This is a genomic window from Rufibacter aurantiacus, from assembly GCF_017916345.1.
GTDB classification, from domain to species: Bacteria; Bacteroidota; Bacteroidia; order Cytophagales; family Hymenobacteraceae; genus Nibribacter; species Nibribacter roseolus.
Map to the genome: position 1 here is coordinate 902508 of NZ_JAFMSV010000004.1, position 15917 is coordinate 918424.

At 52.5% G+C, this 15917-nt stretch carries 13 protein-coding genes; 9 read left to right on the top strand and 4 right to left on the bottom strand.

What is annotated here, in order from left to right; genetic code table 11:
• Positions 1-18: 18 nt before the first annotated feature.
• The 4 genes from J3P34_RS18565 to asnS all read right to left on the bottom strand — a co-directional run bounded on the left by J3P34_RS18565 (position 19) and on the right by asnS (position 6571).
• Positions 19-2190 carry a TonB-dependent receptor gene (locus tag J3P34_RS18565; protein WP_210490083.1) on the bottom strand — a complete coding sequence of 724 codons (2172 nt, stop codon included), beginning with the start codon at positions 2188-2190 and terminating at the stop codon, positions 19-21.
• A 322-nt stretch (positions 2191-2512) separates the two neighbouring features.
• Positions 2513-3310 (bottom strand): hypothetical protein, encoded by a 798-nt coding sequence (locus J3P34_RS18570; RefSeq protein WP_210490084.1) that lies wholly within the window; start codon positions 3308-3310, stop codon positions 2513-2515.
• A gap of 666 nt (positions 3311-3976) precedes the next feature.
• Complete coding sequence (locus J3P34_RS18575) at positions 3977-4483, bottom strand: cell envelope integrity TolA family protein (protein WP_210490085.1); 507 nt, start codon at positions 4481-4483, stop codon at positions 3977-3979.
• A 699-nt stretch (positions 4484-5182) separates the two neighbouring features.
• The gene (gene asnS, locus J3P34_RS18580) at positions 5183-6571 is read right to left on the bottom strand and encodes an asparagine--tRNA ligase (RefSeq protein WP_210490086.1); all 1389 of its coding nucleotides are present in this window, start codon (positions 6569-6571) and stop codon (positions 5183-5185) included.
• Positions 6572-6804: 233 nt separating this feature from the next.
• Here asnS and rpoN point away from each other — a divergent pair, with 233 nt between their 5' ends.
• The 9 genes from rpoN to J3P34_RS18625 all read left to right on the top strand — a co-directional run bounded on the left by rpoN (position 6805) and on the right by J3P34_RS18625 (position 15842).
• Positions 6805-8283, top strand: a complete 1479-nt coding sequence (rpoN, locus tag J3P34_RS18585) for an RNA polymerase factor sigma-54 (protein WP_210463024.1) — start codon at positions 6805-6807, stop codon at positions 8281-8283.
• 152 nt (positions 8284-8435) lie between these two features.
• Positions 8436-9056 (top strand): hypothetical protein, encoded by a 621-nt coding sequence (locus tag J3P34_RS18590; protein WP_210490088.1) that lies wholly within the window; start codon positions 8436-8438, stop codon positions 9054-9056.
• A gap of 181 nt (positions 9057-9237) precedes the next feature.
• Complete coding sequence (locus J3P34_RS18595; protein WP_210490089.1) at positions 9238-9939, top strand: hypothetical protein; 702 nt, start codon at positions 9238-9240, stop codon at positions 9937-9939.
• A gap of 117 nt (positions 9940-10056) precedes the next feature.
• Positions 10057-11613: a M28 family metallopeptidase gene (locus J3P34_RS18600; RefSeq protein WP_210490090.1), complete on the top strand. Its 1557-nt coding sequence runs from the start codon at positions 10057-10059 to the stop codon at positions 11611-11613.
• A gap of 157 nt (positions 11614-11770) precedes the next feature.
• Positions 11771-13420, top strand: a complete 1650-nt coding sequence (locus J3P34_RS18605; protein ID WP_210490091.1) for a beta-N-acetylhexosaminidase — start codon at positions 11771-11773, stop codon at positions 13418-13420.
• Positions 13421-13565: 145 nt separating this feature from the next.
• Complete coding sequence (locus tag J3P34_RS18610; protein ID WP_210463029.1) at positions 13566-13751, top strand: hypothetical protein; 186 nt, start codon at positions 13566-13568, stop codon at positions 13749-13751.
• A gap of 7 nt (positions 13752-13758) precedes the next feature.
• The gene (locus J3P34_RS18615; RefSeq protein ID WP_210463030.1) at positions 13759-14229 is read left to right on the top strand and encodes a hypothetical protein; all 471 of its coding nucleotides are present in this window, start codon (positions 13759-13761) and stop codon (positions 14227-14229) included.
• A gap of 288 nt (positions 14230-14517) precedes the next feature.
• Positions 14518-15093: a DUF4142 domain-containing protein gene (locus J3P34_RS18620; RefSeq protein WP_210490092.1), complete on the top strand. Its 576-nt coding sequence runs from the start codon at positions 14518-14520 to the stop codon at positions 15091-15093.
• 83 nt (positions 15094-15176) lie between these two features.
• Positions 15177-15842 carry a DUF4142 domain-containing protein gene (locus tag J3P34_RS18625; RefSeq protein WP_210490093.1) on the top strand — a complete coding sequence of 222 codons (666 nt, stop codon included), beginning with the start codon at positions 15177-15179 and terminating at the stop codon, positions 15840-15842.
• The last annotated feature ends 75 nt before the right edge of the window (positions 15843-15917 follow it).

The following is a 15917-nucleotide window of genomic DNA, read 5'->3' on the forward strand; positions in this document are numbered from 1 at the left end:
GCGACGAGAGGGAGGGCATTATTTGGCGCTTTCCTTTTTCCCGTCATTGACCGAGATGAGGAGGGCCAGCAGCGCGAAACGCTTGGCGCCAGGTACTATGGGCTGCACGGCGAACTGACCCTGCGCATCTGGGGAGGTGCTGTAGCGGTACCCGAACACGTTGTTGAAGCCCAACAGGTTGGTGCAGGAGGCGTGCAGAATAGTGGAGTGCCCTTTGATGCTGGTGAGAAAGCTGGCGTTCAGACTCAGGTCCAGGTAGTTTTTGGTGGTGTTTTGCTGAAAACCCTCCTGGTTGGGGTTGTGGTAAGGTCGGCCGCTGGTGTAGCTGAAGGTGGTGCCCACGTAAGTTTTGATCGGGTTTACCATCTGCTTGTACACCAGGCTGACATTATGGGTAGAGGCGAAGCTGGGGCGGGCTTCCTCCGGAAACCCTTTGTACAGGCGCTTGGTGTTTAGCAGGGAATAGGAAACCCAGTAGTCGCCGTGCCTGATGCTCTTCTGGTCGCGCCAGAAGACCTCCACTCCCCGGGCGTAGCCGTGGCCCTGGCTGTTGAAATCGGTGGCGTTCTGCAACTGGAGCGCATTGTACCGCACCAGGTTCTGGTAGCTTTTGTAGTAGCCTTCTACCCTGAGTGTTCTCTTGTTTGCCGTACGCTGGTAGTTAAGGATATAATGGGTAGCTCGCTCAAACCTGAGCGACTGGTGGTATTTAAGGTAATCATTCTCCGGGGTCTGGTAGAAGTGGCCGTAGGCAAAAGAGACTTGTCCAGCGCGGTGCAACTGGTAAGCCACCGCCAGTCTGGGCGACAGGGCCTGTTGATTTAGGAAAGAGGACCTTTCCAGGCGTAGGCCGGGCCGGGCCACCAGCTTCTGGCCCAGGTACACATCCGCCTCGGCAAAAGCCGCCAGATTCTGGTCATCCACTAGGCCGTGCCGGGGTTGGGCGGCAGGGGTTTCTTCGTAAAGCTGGCGGTAGTTTTTCTGTTGGGTTTCCAGGCCGGTCCGCAGGGTGACGGCGTGTCCCAGGTCCCGTATCATCACGGCCTTAGCGTTCCAGGTGTGGGTACCGGTATTTACCTGGGCCTCGCCCGCGGCGATGTCCTCCTGGTTGTAAGTATAGGTAAAGCCGGTTTGCAGGGTCCATTTCTCCCGGATGACCTCTTCATAGGTGGTGTTCAGGAACAGGTTCTGGTTCTGCAGGCCCACCGCAATTGCTTTTGTGGGATGGTCCAGGTCAAGCTGTTCCAATGCCAGGTGTGATGTGGTGTAGGTGCCGTAGAATTTGAGCATCCCCGTTTTAGAGGTCTTCTGCCGGAAAACCACACTGCCTGCTCTGGACTCTGGCATGTGCAGCCACTTCTGCCGCTGGGGCACCAGGGCCATGTAGGGCCTGAGGTTGTTGTACTCGCCAGAGATGGCCAGGGAGGTGTTCGCCCAGCGTTTGGTGCGGGAAAGGCTGGCGCCCACGCTCATGAGCGAAATGCCGGTTTGCGACTCTTCGGCCAGGTCCTGGCTCTGCAGCAGTAGCGCCGAGGAAAGCGCCTGCCCGTACTCGGCCGAGTATCCGCCGGAGCTGAAAGCCATGCCGGTGAACAGAAAAGGCGAGAACCTGCCTCGGGAGGGCACATCCGGTACGCTGGCGTTATAAGGGTTGGCTACCAGCAAACCATCAATAAAGGTTCTGGTCTCGTAGCTGTCGCCGCCCCGCACAAACAGCTTTCCTTCTTCGCCCACCTTCTGGGTGCCGGGCAAGGTATTGATGGCCCCCATGATATCGGCGGTGGCGCCGGCCGTGGTGACAATGTCTCTGGAGGTGAGCAGGGCACTCCGTTTCTCATCGCTGGCCTCAAACGCCCCTGCCGAGATCTGGACCATCTGTAGCTGGCGGTAATCTGGTTTCAGGGTGAACCTGAGGGAGGATTGGGGTTGGGTCAGATCTATTTCGCGCTCCAGGGTAGAGAAACCCAGGAAACTGATCACCAGCGTCTGAGGGCCCGTTTGCTTGGAGGTAAATTTGAAATGCCCGGTTTCATCGGTGGAGGCGCCGTCATAAAGACCCTTCAGGTACACGTTGGCCCCAATCACCGGCTGCCCAGCTTCGTCCTGTACCTGGCCTTGCAGAAGGCTTTGTGCCTTGGTGACCCCAGAGGTGAGCAGCAGAAGGAAAGAAAGAAGAGTAAAGGTTTTCATGGCGGTCTCGGTTAGGTTCTGGACAAATATGAACCACCGGAAAACCGCCTGAAATTAAAAGGAGATGAACTGTAAACAGAGGAAGATGAAACGTAAAGGAGAAAGGATAGACTGTAGCGACCAAAAGTTAAAACAAGCGGCCAAAGTTTACAGGAATGCCATAAAGGAGGGGCACCAGTTCTCTGGTGCCCCTCAGTTCTAAACAGTCGCTTACCATCAGCTTAATGTAAAAAAGCATTAAGCATAGGGGCGTTTTCTGTAGGTTTCTAGTACTTCCTTCCCAAAACATCTACTCGCCTGGGACTGGATTAGGAAAAGTTAATCAAGAGGCTACCGTTAAGGGGGCTTCCACTTCTTTTATGACATGTTGTTTAGGGGCAGAAGACGCAGGCACGGCCTCTTTTCTGGTTTTGTTGAAGGTAAGCGTCAACAAATCATTCATTGCTGTCTGCTGTTCCATGTATTTGAGGAGGGAGTAGATAAAGAAAATGATGCCCAGCATCTCCAGCACTTCTTCCACGGAGGTAAACATTTTGTAGACAAGGCTTATCCGGCTGCCTTTGTCTGCCATGAAATCACCGCCAATCATCTCCATGCCTACGGCTCCGGCAATGAAGATGGCCCCGGCCCCTATAAACCTCAGGAGCGTGGTTCTGGGCAGTGACAGCACAAACTTAACCAGGTACAGGCCTACCAGCATGAAGAAGAGGAGGTAAGGCACAAACCAGGCAAAATTCAGGTATCCCAGGTTGTCTTGCTGTAGTGATTGTTTAAGAAAGCCCCTGGTAGGTTTCACCAGTAGTTCGTGCAGGGAAAACAACTCATCAGCGGACAGCCAGGCAAACATGCAGCCCATGAGGTACCACTTTCTGTGGTGCCTGGGTTTTGCACTGTTCTTTACGTGTCTGGAGATGGTGAACAGCAGGATTGCGCTGACCAGTAAGTTGATGGCTGAAAAGTAGGTAGGGATATTTCTTTCCCCATCCATCGCAAACATGCCTGTCACGTAATATTGAAAGGAATAGGAAGCGGTGATAGACGGATCAACATAAGTCCTGAGGTAATACTCTACGGCAATGGCACTTGCATCCAATACCATCAAAACAATCAGAACCCTCATGAGATACCATAAGGCAGATGCAGGCTTTAAAGTGTAACGGTTTTCCATATAGCAATTGATTATAAACTCTTTTAGAAGATGCGGTGGCGTGGGCCTGGCAATCTGATTGAGCGTATGCCAATAATAGTTATAATTAATAATAAAATAAAACAATAATAACAATAAATATTATTTTACTTGGGTTTTTATACTATGCGGTTTATACCAAATTGTATGTTGTTAGTGTTTGACGATGCCTGGACATGAGGGGAGAAGTGGGTTTTTAGCGTCAGGTAATGGTTGAATAAGGAAAGGGTTATTGTATTGAGAACAGATTGTTGTTTATAACAGAACCTGGCCCGTCATTTTCCTGGGTTTGGCTTCTGAAAGAAATAGAGCCAGTGAGAAAACTGTGCTTCTAGAGTTGCGGAATGGCTGGAAACTGTTACAATTGAATTCCTTGAATGTCTTAGCAGTTAGGGACCAGAGTTGGGGCAGATCCGGCGTGATAGAAACTCTTGTAAATTGCGGTAATGCATTTCAGGCCCCTTTTGCTAAAAACACCCTGTAAATAGCCCTCTTCCGACGTGCAAACCATAATGGTAAACAAAGTAAAACAGCAAGAGCCCGCTTTTGGCGGGCTCTTGCTGTTTTACTTTTCAACTTGCAGTAAAGTTGAAAGTGTTGTTATTCGTTAGACGCAATCTTGCGGTTAGCTTCTTTCTCTTTGGCGGCCATTTTACGGGCAGCTTCCTTTTCTTTTAAGGCTTGGGCGCGTTGCTTGGCAGCTTCTTTTCTGGCTTCTTCTTTCTCTTTCATTGCCAGTTTTGCCTGGCGCTGTTTTTCTTTGGCTGCCGCTGCTTTCTCCTTCAAAGCCTCTTCGCGTTCTTCTTCTTTCTGCTTCAGGGCTTCCTCTCTTTCTTTCATAGCCACTCTTCTTGCCTCTTCCTTCTGGGCGTAAGCTTCATCCATTGCCTCGTACTTGGCATCTATCTGGGCTTCGCGCGCAATTTGCTTCTGTTTGGCTAATTCTTTGCGCTCTTTCGCTTTTTGCTTGGCCAGTTCGGCACGCTCTTTTTCTTTTTGTTTCATTTGAGCTGCCCGCTCTTTGCTCTTCTGAGCAGCACTTTGGGCTTGAGCTGAACCTAACGCTAAGGCAAATACAAATAGGAGGAGAGTAAGGTGTTTCATCATAGTTTTTGAGTTTGGGAGATAGTCTTTTTTGTCGTTGCAAATCAAAATAAATTATAGAGTAAATCCTAGTATTTACATATGAAATTCCTTTTGTAAGGTTTGTGTATAATAAAACTAAGTTGTATGCCCTTCAAAACGGGCGTTTGTTCATCCATTTTCCTATGTTCAGAAAACAGTGAAACAGTTTTTAAGTTGAAACTGACGGATTTTGGGCATTACGGACAAGTAGAGGGGAAGGATACTAATATATAGGATTTTTAATATAGTGGTTTTGTTGATTAAGCCAATTGCTGATAGTAAACTTGCCTTTTTGTGCTAGAATAAATGCTAAAAAGATGGCTCTGCACCCTTGTGTTTATACCTGCCAGGAGGGGTTTGGCTCCAGGAATACCCAATTTCCTGTAATTAGAACCTGGAGTATTTCCTTGCTGGATGGGTGCTGGCGTTAAAGTGTTAAAAGCTTTTACGGGACTTGAGGAGGAGAGATACACTGCTTCGTTTTAATTGTCTGTAACCCCTTCTCTACGCTTCTTCTTGTTCTTCAAAGCTATGGCAGCCATAGTCTAAAGATTGAAATAACAAACGCAGGAAACTAGTTTATAGGCGCTTTTCAGTAAAACAGGCCTAAAACAAAATCGCCCTGCCGTCATACAGACGGCAGGGCGATTGATAGCCATATAGGCTTGGGATAACGAAATCCTAGAACTCGGCGCTCTTAGGGAATCGGGGGAAAGGAATCACGTCTCTGATGTTGCCCATGCCGGTCACAAACAGCAGCAGACGCTCAAAGCCCAACCCGAAGCCGCTGTGCGGCACGGTCCCGAAGCGGCGGGTATCCAGGAACCACCACATTTCTTTTTCGGGTACGCCCATCTCCCGCATGCGGGTCACCAGCTTCTCGTAACTTTCCTCGCGCTGCGAACCGCCAATAATCTCCCCGATGCCCGGGAACAACACGTCCATGGCGCGCACGGTTTTGCCGTCATCGTTCAGTTTCATGTAGAAAGACTTGATGTCTTTGGGGTAGTTCGTCAGAATTACCGGTTTCTTGAAGTGCTTCTCTACCAGGTAGCGCTCGTGCTCGCTCTGCAAGTCGGTGCCCCAGTCTACCTTGTACTCAAACTTCTGCTTGGCAGTCTTCAGAATCTCCACGGCCTCGGTGTAGGTCAGGCGCTGGAAATCGTTCTCCACCACAAAGTTCAGGCGGCTGAGCAGCTCCTTGTCGTACATGTCGTTGAGGAACTGGAGATCGTCCATGCAGTTGTCCAGAGCGTAGCGCACCAGGTACTTCAGGAAATCCTCGGCCAGGTCCATGTTGTCTTCCAGTTCATAGAAGGCCATTTCGGGCTCAATCATCCAGAACTCGGCCAGGTGGCGGCTGGTGTTGGAGTTCTCGGCCCGGAACGTAGGCCCGAAGGTATAGATCTCAGACAAAGCCATGGCCGTCACCTCGCCCTCCAGCTGACCAGACACCGTCAAGTTGGTTGATTTCCCGAAGAAGTCTTCCGAGAAATCCACTTCACCAGTCTCAGTTTTAGGTGGGTTCACCGGGTCCAAGGTAGTCACCCGGAACATCTCACCGGCGCCCTCAGCGTCAGAGGCCGTGATAATGGGCGTATGGATGTAAAAGAAGCCTTTCTGGTTGAAGTACTGGTGCACGGCAAACGCCATGGCGTGGCGTACGCGCAGCACGGCGCCAAAGGTGTTGGTACGCGGGCGCAGGTGGGCAATCTCGCGCAGGAACTCCAGGGAGTGGCCTTTTTTCTGCAGCGGGTAGGTCTCCGGATCGGCGGTGCCCAGCACCTCAACAGTGCGGGCCTGGATCTCTACGGTCTGGCCTTTGCCCTGGCTCTGCACCAACGTGCCCAAAATAGAGACGCTGGCGCCGGTGGTCACCTCTTTGAGGCTTTCCTCAGAGAACACCGTCATGTCCGCCACCACCTGGATATTGTTTATAGTAGAGCCGTCGTTCACGGCAATAAACGTCACGTACTTGTTGCCGCGCTTGGTGCGCACCCAACCTTTTACCAACACCTCCTGGCCACTGGGCTCCGTCTGGAGGACTTCCTTTACTTTGGTTCTTTTCATGTTAATTGTAGTATCACGTAGCATGTATCAAGTAGCACGTATTTGACCGTTGCAAAAGTAGGTATCCAATTGCAAATAAATCTTACCTAAAGGAAGAGTCTTGCTACCCGATACCTGATACTTGATACCTCGCGCAATAACGCGAACTTCAAAATTAACCTTTTTTGCAATCCAGTAGTAAAAAACCATAACTTTGGGCTAGTCCGCACTTGTGTGGTTGGTGCCGTTTTCATATGCAGAGACTTGACTTAAAACAGCTTTTATCCCAAAAATTATCGCCGCAGCAGATCCAGTTCATCAAATTGCTGCAGGTGCCTACCGCTGAGCTGGAGGCCCGCATCAAAGAGGAACTGGAGGTGAATCCCGCCCTGGAAGAAGGAGACGCCGCCGATGAGCCTACCGCAGACGATGATTCAAGTAGTGATGCCGATGACGATTTCGACAACACCGAGGATGATTTTGCCGAAGAGGAAGTCCGCCGCGACGATGATGATGTAGATCTGGGCGATTATATCAATGATGACGAGGTAGCCGGCTACAAAATGCAGGGCGACGGCCCCGGCGACGAGGAAGACCGCGAAATGCCCATCGCCTTTACCGGCTCGCTCACCGATGCCCTCTTGGACCAGTTGGGTTTCCTGAACCTAGACACCAAGCAGCTGGCCATTGGCGAGCAACTCATCGGGTCCATTGACCAGGACGGCTACATCCGGCGGGAACTGCAGGCTATCTCCAATGACCTGGCTTTCTCGCAGAACATAGACGCCAGCCCTGAGGAGATTGAGGACGTGCTGCGCCGCATCCAGGCCTTTGACCCGCCCGGCATTGCCGCCCGTGACCTTCAGGAATGCCTCTTGCTACAACTGGAGCGCCGCGACCCCGATGACATCACCGAAGTAGCCGAGCAGATCATCCATGACTGCTTTGATGAGTTCACCAAGAAGCACTACGCCAAGATTCAGCAGCGGTTGGAGTTGGAAGACTATGAGCTGAAAGCCGCTATTGACCTGATCCTGAAGCTGAACCCCAAACCGGGCGGAACCGGCGGCGCCACGCGCGTGCAGTACGTGATCCCCGATTTCATCATCACCAATGAAGACGGCCAGTTGCAGCTTTCCTTGAACGCCCGCAACGCCCCGGACCTGCGCATTTCCCGCTCCTACGCTGATATGTTTGATGCCTATGAGAAAGGCTCCAAAAAAGACAAGAAGCTGAAGGAGACGGTAACCTTTGTGAAGCAGAAGCTGGATGCCGCCAAATGGTTCATAGACGCCATCAAGCAGCGGCAGAATACTCTTTTGCGCACCATGGAAGCCATCCTGCGCCGCCAGTACGACTATTTCCTGGAGGGCGATGAAAGTAAACTGCGGCCCATGATCCTGAAAGACATCGCCGAGGACATAGGCATGGACATTTCCACCGTGAGCCGCGTGGCAAACAGCAAAAGCGTGCAAACCGAGTTCGGGATTATCCCGTTGAAATTCTTCTTCTCAGAAGGTATCGCTACCGATGCGGGTGAAGATGCCAGCAGCCGCGAGGTGAAAGCCATCCTGAAAGATATTATTGAGGCCGAGAACAAGCGCAAACCTCTCTCAGACGATAAAATTGAGAAGATGCTCAATGAGAAAGGCTACAACATAGCCCGCCGCACCGTGGCCAAATATCGCGAGCAACTGAACATACCGGTGGCTCGCCTGCGCAAGGAACTTTAACCCGCGCAGCGGGTGAATTAAGAATGAGGAATTGAGAATTTGAAATAGAGATGATTTTTATGCTTAACTCATTGCGCTGCTTGCTTTAGTGAGTAGTTCGGTATCTGTCGCACCATTTCCTAATTCTCCATTCCTAATTCTTAATTACCAAAGTGAATCCCCGCCTCGCAACGGTGCTTTCAGTACTCTTTCACCCGTTGTTACTTCCTACGTACCTATTCAGTCTGCTGCTGTACTACCTGCCGGCCGAGGTATTCTCGTATCCACCGGAGGGGAGGCGCCTGATTGTGCTGCTGGTGTTCATCCTTACTTTTCTGCTGCCGGTACTGGGGACAATGCTGCTGCAACAGGCGGGCCTGGTCACCTCTGTCACTTTAGACGCCCGCACCGATCGCCGTTGGCCGCTCCTGATATCCGCCACCTGCTACACCGTGCTCACGGTAGTGTTTTACCGCATCTCTTTCTTTGATAGCCTGTTTTACCTCATGATGGGCGTGATCACGGTCTCCGTGTACCTCACATTGGTCATTAACCAGTTCTGGAAAATCAGTGCGCATGGTATTGGACTGGGTGGCACGTTGGGGATTTTGGTGCTGCTGCATGCGTGGCTCCCCGAGGCTTACCTGCTGTTGCCCGTGGCATTGGGGTGCGTGATCTGCGGCGCGGTTTTGTCTGCCCGACTGGCCCTGGGTGCCCATAATACCAAACAGGTGTACACCGGCTTCGCGCTGGGCTTTCTGCTGGGCGTCTGCCTCTGGGGTACTCCGTTTTAGAACCGTTTTCGGGAAATCGGGTAGAAAACAGTTAAACCATTCAGGCAAGGGTGGAGGAGAGGTGCCGCGGCAGAAACCAGAAATGACTTGTTTTAAATCAGATTTATCACAGTTTTTAAATGGCACGCTTTTAGCCTGATTTCTCTAAAGTAGCTTCAAAACGCTACTGCATTTATAACCTATGTCTCCGGGAAGAGTCAAACCCAACTTCTCTGCAGGTAAGGGCTTGGTTGTGATTAACCCGGGTTTTCCGGATATTGTAGAAGAATTATCCTTTTTCCAGCTCATGCGTCTCAAGTCTTTCGCCCTTTTCGCTTTCCTCGGCTTTTTATTGTCCATTTCTTCTGAGGGGATCGCGCAAGCCGGGAAAACAGAAACCCAGGTGATCCAGCGCTTCATGCGGTACCTGGCCGGGCAAAACGGCACGCACAACCGGGTAGACAAAAACATGCTGCCCTGGAACCTGTCTGAAGTGTATCTCAATGACTCGCTATGGGCCAAAGTCAATATCTCTGATGCCAGCCGCGTGGCGGCCCGGCAGGGACTGCACGGCGCCGGTCCCCAACTCAAAATGGACTTCCGCTTGACCAAACCGGAGTTCGAGCTAATCAAAAAACGAATCAGGCAACAGAAACGGACCGAGTGGACGCCCGAGGATTTCCCGCAGAACATTATGGTCTTGCAGGAACTGGGTCTGGCGCCCGCCTCTTATTATGCTTATTCCTACCCGGTGGTGCTGCTGTCAAAGAACCTGGTGCTGGTGAAAAGGTATTTCCGCGCCGATAAGGTCTTCAACCGCTGGTCTTGCCTGGAAGCCTACCGCATCACCAAGAACGGACAATTCAAACTGGAGAACTGCTACCTGCACACTACCGGCCGGTAGTGCTAGGCGGGCTATTCTCTTCAGAAATAGGTTTTTATGCTGTGGGGTTGGTTTAATCATCTGGCCTTTTCTATATTTACCCGCAGACCTACAAACCTCCCTACAAACCCCTTTCTAATGAACAAAGCTTTTAATCTATTTTTAGGCGCCGCTTTCCTGGCGATGCCTGCTTTTGCCCAACAGGTAGAGCCGCTGGATGCGGCCGTGGTAGAGAAAATCCGCCAGGAAGGATTGAAGAACTCCCAGGTGATGGACATCGCCTTCTACCTCACCGATGTGAACGGCCCTCGCCTCTCGGGTTCTACCGGCCTGGCCAAAGCCAACCAGTGGACGAAAGACAAACTGACTTCCTGGGGCCTGAAGAACGCCGTGATTGAGCCTTGGGGCACGTTTGGCAAAGGCTGGGAGGTGGAGAAATCCTACCTGGCGCTTACCAAACCGTATTATCAGCCCATGATCGGCTCGCCCAAAGCCTGGACGCCTAGCACCAACGGACCGGTGAAAGCGCAGGTGATGCTGGTGAAAGCCGCCAAAGAAGAAGATTTAGCCCAGTACACCGGCAAGCTGAAAGGCAAAGTAGTGATGATGGAGGTAACCAATCCTATCAAAACCACCTTCACCGCCGATGCCAGCCGCTACACCGATGAGCAGTTGCAGAAAATGGCCGAGCCTGTGCAGCCCACCGCCGGTCGTACGCCCATGACCGATGAGCAGAGAGCCGCCATGCAGGCCCGCCGGGCTTTAGTAGCCAAAATGAGCGAGATGTTCCTGCAGGAAGGCGCCGTGGCCATGTTCAGCGGCCGCAGCGGTTCGCACGGAACGTTCTTCACCAGCAATGGCGCCTCGTACGCCATGGATGCCAAGCCTGTATTGCCTGAGTTTGAAATGGCCCAGGAAGACCTGGCCCGTATGAGCCGCCTTTTGGCCGCCGGTATTCCCGTAGAAGTGGAGCTGGAAAGCAAAACCCGTTTCCTCACCGATGACCAGCAAGGTTACAACGTGATCGCGGAGATCCCGGGTACCGATAAAAAACTGAAATCTGAGATTGTGATGCTGGGCGGCCACATTGACTCTTGGCACGCTGCCACCGGCGCTACTGACAACGCCGCCGGCGTGGCCGTGATGATGGAAGCCGTGCGCATCATCAAAGCCCTAAACCTGCAGCCTAAGCGCACCATCCGCATTGCCCTGTGGGGTGGCGAGGAGCAAGGTCTGTACGGTTCCCGCGGATACGCCAAGAAACACCTGGGTGACCCCGCTACCATGAAACTGTTGCCGGAGCACGCCAAGATTGCCGCTTACTACAACCTGGACAACGGCTCGGGAAAAATCAGAGGCATCTACACCCAGGGCAACGAGGCCGTGGCGCCGTTGTTCACTGAGTGGCTGAAACCTTTCCATGACCTGGGTGCCACCACCGTGACCAACCGCAACACCGGCGGTACCGACCACCTTTCCTTCGATGGCTTGGGCTTGCCAGGCTTCCAGTTCATCCAGGATGGTCTGGAGTACAACACCCGTACCCACCACACCAACATGGATACCTATGACCGCCTCCAGGCCGATGACCTGAAGCAAGCCTCCGTGATTGTGGCTTCTTTCGTGTACCAGTCGGCTACCCGCAAAGACAAGTTGCCGCGCAAGGCACTTCCGGCGGTGAAGCCGCAGTCATAATCTGCCTTTTATTTAAGCAAAAACAGATCGGCCTTTCTCTGGTTCTCCGGAGAAAGGCCGATCTGTTTTTAGGCCGTGTGGAAATAAACCTTATTTTTAATCATCTGTTTGTCTGTGCTTCTGTTATCTGGAATCAACGCTAACCCGCCGTAAATAAATGAAGAAACGCTGGCTGTCTTGTTTGCTGGGCTTGTTTGCCGTGGTGTCTTTCCGGTGCCAGGGGCAGGCGCCACAGGCCAATAACATCGTGCCCCGGCCGGTTTCCTTCAACGCCACCGGCGAAAGGCCCGTGACCATAGACCGACATACTGTCATCCTCTTTGATGTCCCTTACAAAGCCCAGGCCGAGTACCTGCAGGGCCTACTGTTGGACCAGTGCGATCTAGGGCTAGCCATCTCCACCCCAAACGCTAAGCCAAGCCGGCACACCAAAATCCAGCTCATGCATGACACCATCGAGGCCAACCGGCCCGAGATGTACTGGCTGGAATCTGGTGGGCCCGTGATCAGGATTAAGGCTAGGGATGTGGCGGGTATGGTGCACGGCATCCAGACGTTCCTGCAGTTGTTGCCGCTGCAGAAAGCCAAGCAGGTGGCCTTCCCAACGGTGGAGATCAAGGATTATCCGCGCTTCGCTTACCGGGGCATGCACCTGGATGTGAGCCGCCATATCTTCCCGCTTGATTTCCTCAAGAAGTACATAGACTACCTGGCCTTCCACAAGTTCAACAACTTCCATTGGCACCTCACCGATGACCAGGGCTGGCGCCTGGAGATCAAGAGCTATCCCAAACTCACCCAGGTAGGCGCCTGGCGCAACTCCACGCTCATCGGGCATTTCAAAGACACGCCCGCCCGCTATGATTCCACCCGCTACGGCGGCTTCTACACCCAGGACCAGGTGCGCGAAGTGGTGCGCTACGCCACCGTGCGGGGCATCAACGTGATTCCGGAGATTGATATTCCCGGGCACAGCCGTGCGATTATCGCCTCTTACCCTGAGTTCAGCACCAAACCAGACTCGGCCTGGCAGGTGGCCAATACCTGGGGCATGTACAACCGGCAGAACAACGTGCTGGCGCCTAATCCGGAAACTTTCAGGTTTCTGGAGACCATGTTCCAGGAGGTGGCAGACTTGTTTCCCTCTCCATATATCCACATTGGGGGCGATGAGTGCAGCAAGATATGGTGGAAGGCCAGTCCCAGCACGCAGGCGTTCATGAAGGTCAATGGGCTCAAAGACGAGAAAGAATTGCAGACCTATTTCATAGAGCAGGTATCGGGTTATCTGGCCAAAAAGAACAAGAAAGTCATTGGCTGGCACGAAATTCTGGAAGGGGACCTGGACACCTCGGCGGTGGTCATGAACTGGGGCGGGGCCGCGGAGGGCATCGCGGCGGCTAAAAGGCGCCACCCGGTGATCATGACGCCCGGCAACCCGCTGTACTTTGACAACTACCAGTCCAGAAATCCGCAGGACAGCCTGGCCATCCATGGGTATAATCCGCTGGAGGCCGTGTACCAGTACAACCCTTTGCCGGCCGAGCTGCAGCAGTTGAGGCTGGATAAATACATCCTGGGCGCGCAGGGCAACGTCTGGACCGAATACATGGGTTCTCCGGCGAAGGTGGAGTATATGGTGTTCCCGCGCATGACTGCTCTGAGCGAGGTCCTCTGGACCGACCCCAAATTGAAGGACTTCACCGACTTCAAACGGCGGCTGAAAACGGCCATCCTGCCCCGGTACGCTTTCTGGAAAAGCGCCTATTTCAGTGACTTTGAACGCTGGACCCTGGCTGATAAATAAAAGCCGGGAAATGCTTCTTTTTCGCTTGAAAAAGGCACTATTCTGTTTGAGGCACAGTTTCATTAAAGTAGCGCATAAACAGGTAAAGACTTGAGTACTGGGTACATCTTTGTATCTTTACCCCCCTTACTTTTTGCTTTTACCCATGGCTTTACGTCCATCTGATTTGTTGCTGAATTTCATGCTTACCGTCTCGTTCCTCATTCTGATGTGGCGCCTGGACGACCCAAATATCTTTGTGACCCTGGCGGCATTCGTGGGGTTCATGATGTTTGTAGTGCTTAAGATCATCATGGTGCTGCGCAATCGGAAAAGCAAATCTTCTAAATAGCTTTTTTATGGAATCTTACTTCTTGAACCTATCACCCTCTAACCACAACGGGTCTGCGCTTTCCAAGCTGTACCTGTTCATGGCGGTGGTGTTTTTTATATTAGGCGGGCTGGGCGTGTACCGGCATTATACCGCTGAGGAGGAAGTGGCCTTGGGCGTTTACTTCCTGCCTTTGCTGCAAGTGGCCTTGGCCTTTTCGTACCTGGTAGTGGCCTGGCGCCGGCGCAAAGCCACCGGCACCAGCTATGTGCAGGTAACCGAGGAGCACCTGGAACTGAAGCTGTCTCTCACCCAGGCTGCCATCACGCTGCCTTGGGACACCATTAGCTTGCTGCGGGTACAGTCAGATAAACTGCTGTACCGCTTAACCTCGGGCCAGACCGGGCAGATTGAGTTGGACTCTGTGCCGGAGGAATACGAGGAGGCCGTACGGGATGCCATCCGTCAGGCCGGTAAACGTAAAGGTGTGAGTCTGTAATTTAGACCGGTTATCGTTCTTTCATTGGAAGGGCGTTCTGGGGCTGTTTTTATAAAAGCAGTCCCAGAACGCCCTTCTGGTTTTAATACCTATATAGCTGCATTATGGGCGTAAGGGTTAAAGGAGGATAGCCTCTTCTTTAAGCACAAATTCCGTGGGCCTTTATACCAAGCATTGGAAGAAGGAGCCAGTTTGAGATTGGTAGAGTGCAATGTCAACCCTGTACAACTTACTCCGTAAAAAGACTGTGCGGAATCTATCCGCTTGCCATCAGTACAAGATCTAACTATGAAAAACGCTCTGCTCTACCTGCTGTTTGCGGCCTGTGTTTCCTCGGTCTCTGGTTGTGGTGGTTCCTCGTCTGAGGCTACTTCGGTAGACGCAGCGGGAAAACACAATGAGGACCTGCTGGAAAGCACGGGCAAAGATGAGAAAAGCGGCTGGTTTGTAGCGGAAGCAACCAGTGGCAATCTGTTTGAAGTGGAAATGGGCCGCCTGGCCAGCAGCAAGGCCACCGATCCGCGAGTGCGGCAATTGGGGCAGCTGATGATGGACCACCACACCCAAACCAATACCCAGCTAAAGCAGATTGCGGACCTCAAGAACCTGATAGTGCCCACCAGCCTGAGCGATGACCATCAGAAAGCGTTCAATGACCTTATGAGCAATTCAGGGGCTGCTTTTGACAAAGCTTACCTGGAAGCGCTGGTAAAGGACCACAAGGAAGCCATTGAAAGGTACGAGGAGATGTCTGAGGAAGGAACCGACATGGAGCTGAAAGCCTTTGCCGGAAAAAGCCTGCCCACCTTGCGCGCGCATCTCTCACAGGTAGAGCAGCTGGAAGATGAGCTGGAACCGAAATAGGGTTCTGTAAGCCAGACGCGGATGAAGAGAAGATCCGGCCAGGGTAGATTGGCCTGGGACGGTTCCATTAAACAGAAGGAAGTATGAAAAAGATATTTTATGGAGTGGCTGCGCTTGCCTTGGTGGCAGGATCGGCTTGCAGCAGGGTAGATGCCAATACGTCTAATTCAGTACCCACTTCAGATGCTTACGAGGCAACTGTCACTTCTTCCAATTCTGCGTCCGGTACCGTGGGTACCTCGGCAGATGCCTACGTAGCCCCGGGCACCACCAGCACTGTGGCTGGTACCGGCACCATGCGCTACGGCACCCGCAACATCACAGAGGCTACTTTCCTCACCGAGGCGGCCAGCAGCAGCATGATGGAAGTGCAGTTAGGCAAATTAGCTTTGGAGCGCAGCGCCAACTCTGAGGTGAAAAGATTGGCCCAGACTCTGGTGGATCATCATACCAAGGGAAGCCAGGAGCTCACCAGTATTGCCTCAGGCATGAACCTCACGCTTCCTACCGCCCTTTTGCCCGAGCACCAGAAACTGGTGGATGAACTCTCTAAACTTACCGGTTCTGAGTTTGACCGCAAATACATAGACAAGATAGAAGACGCGCATGAGAGCGACATCGCGCTGTTTGACGTGGTCAGCAACGCGGCGCCTACTACCACTGTGAAAGCCTTCGCCATCAGAACCCTGCCCATGCTGCGCATCCATGAGCACGAGGCCGATGAGCTGGAAAAGAAAATCCTGAAATAACTTTGCCCCCTTACAACAGAAAAGCCTGCTAACTGCAGGCTTTTCTGTTGTAAGGGGGCGTGCAGGGGTTTTAGC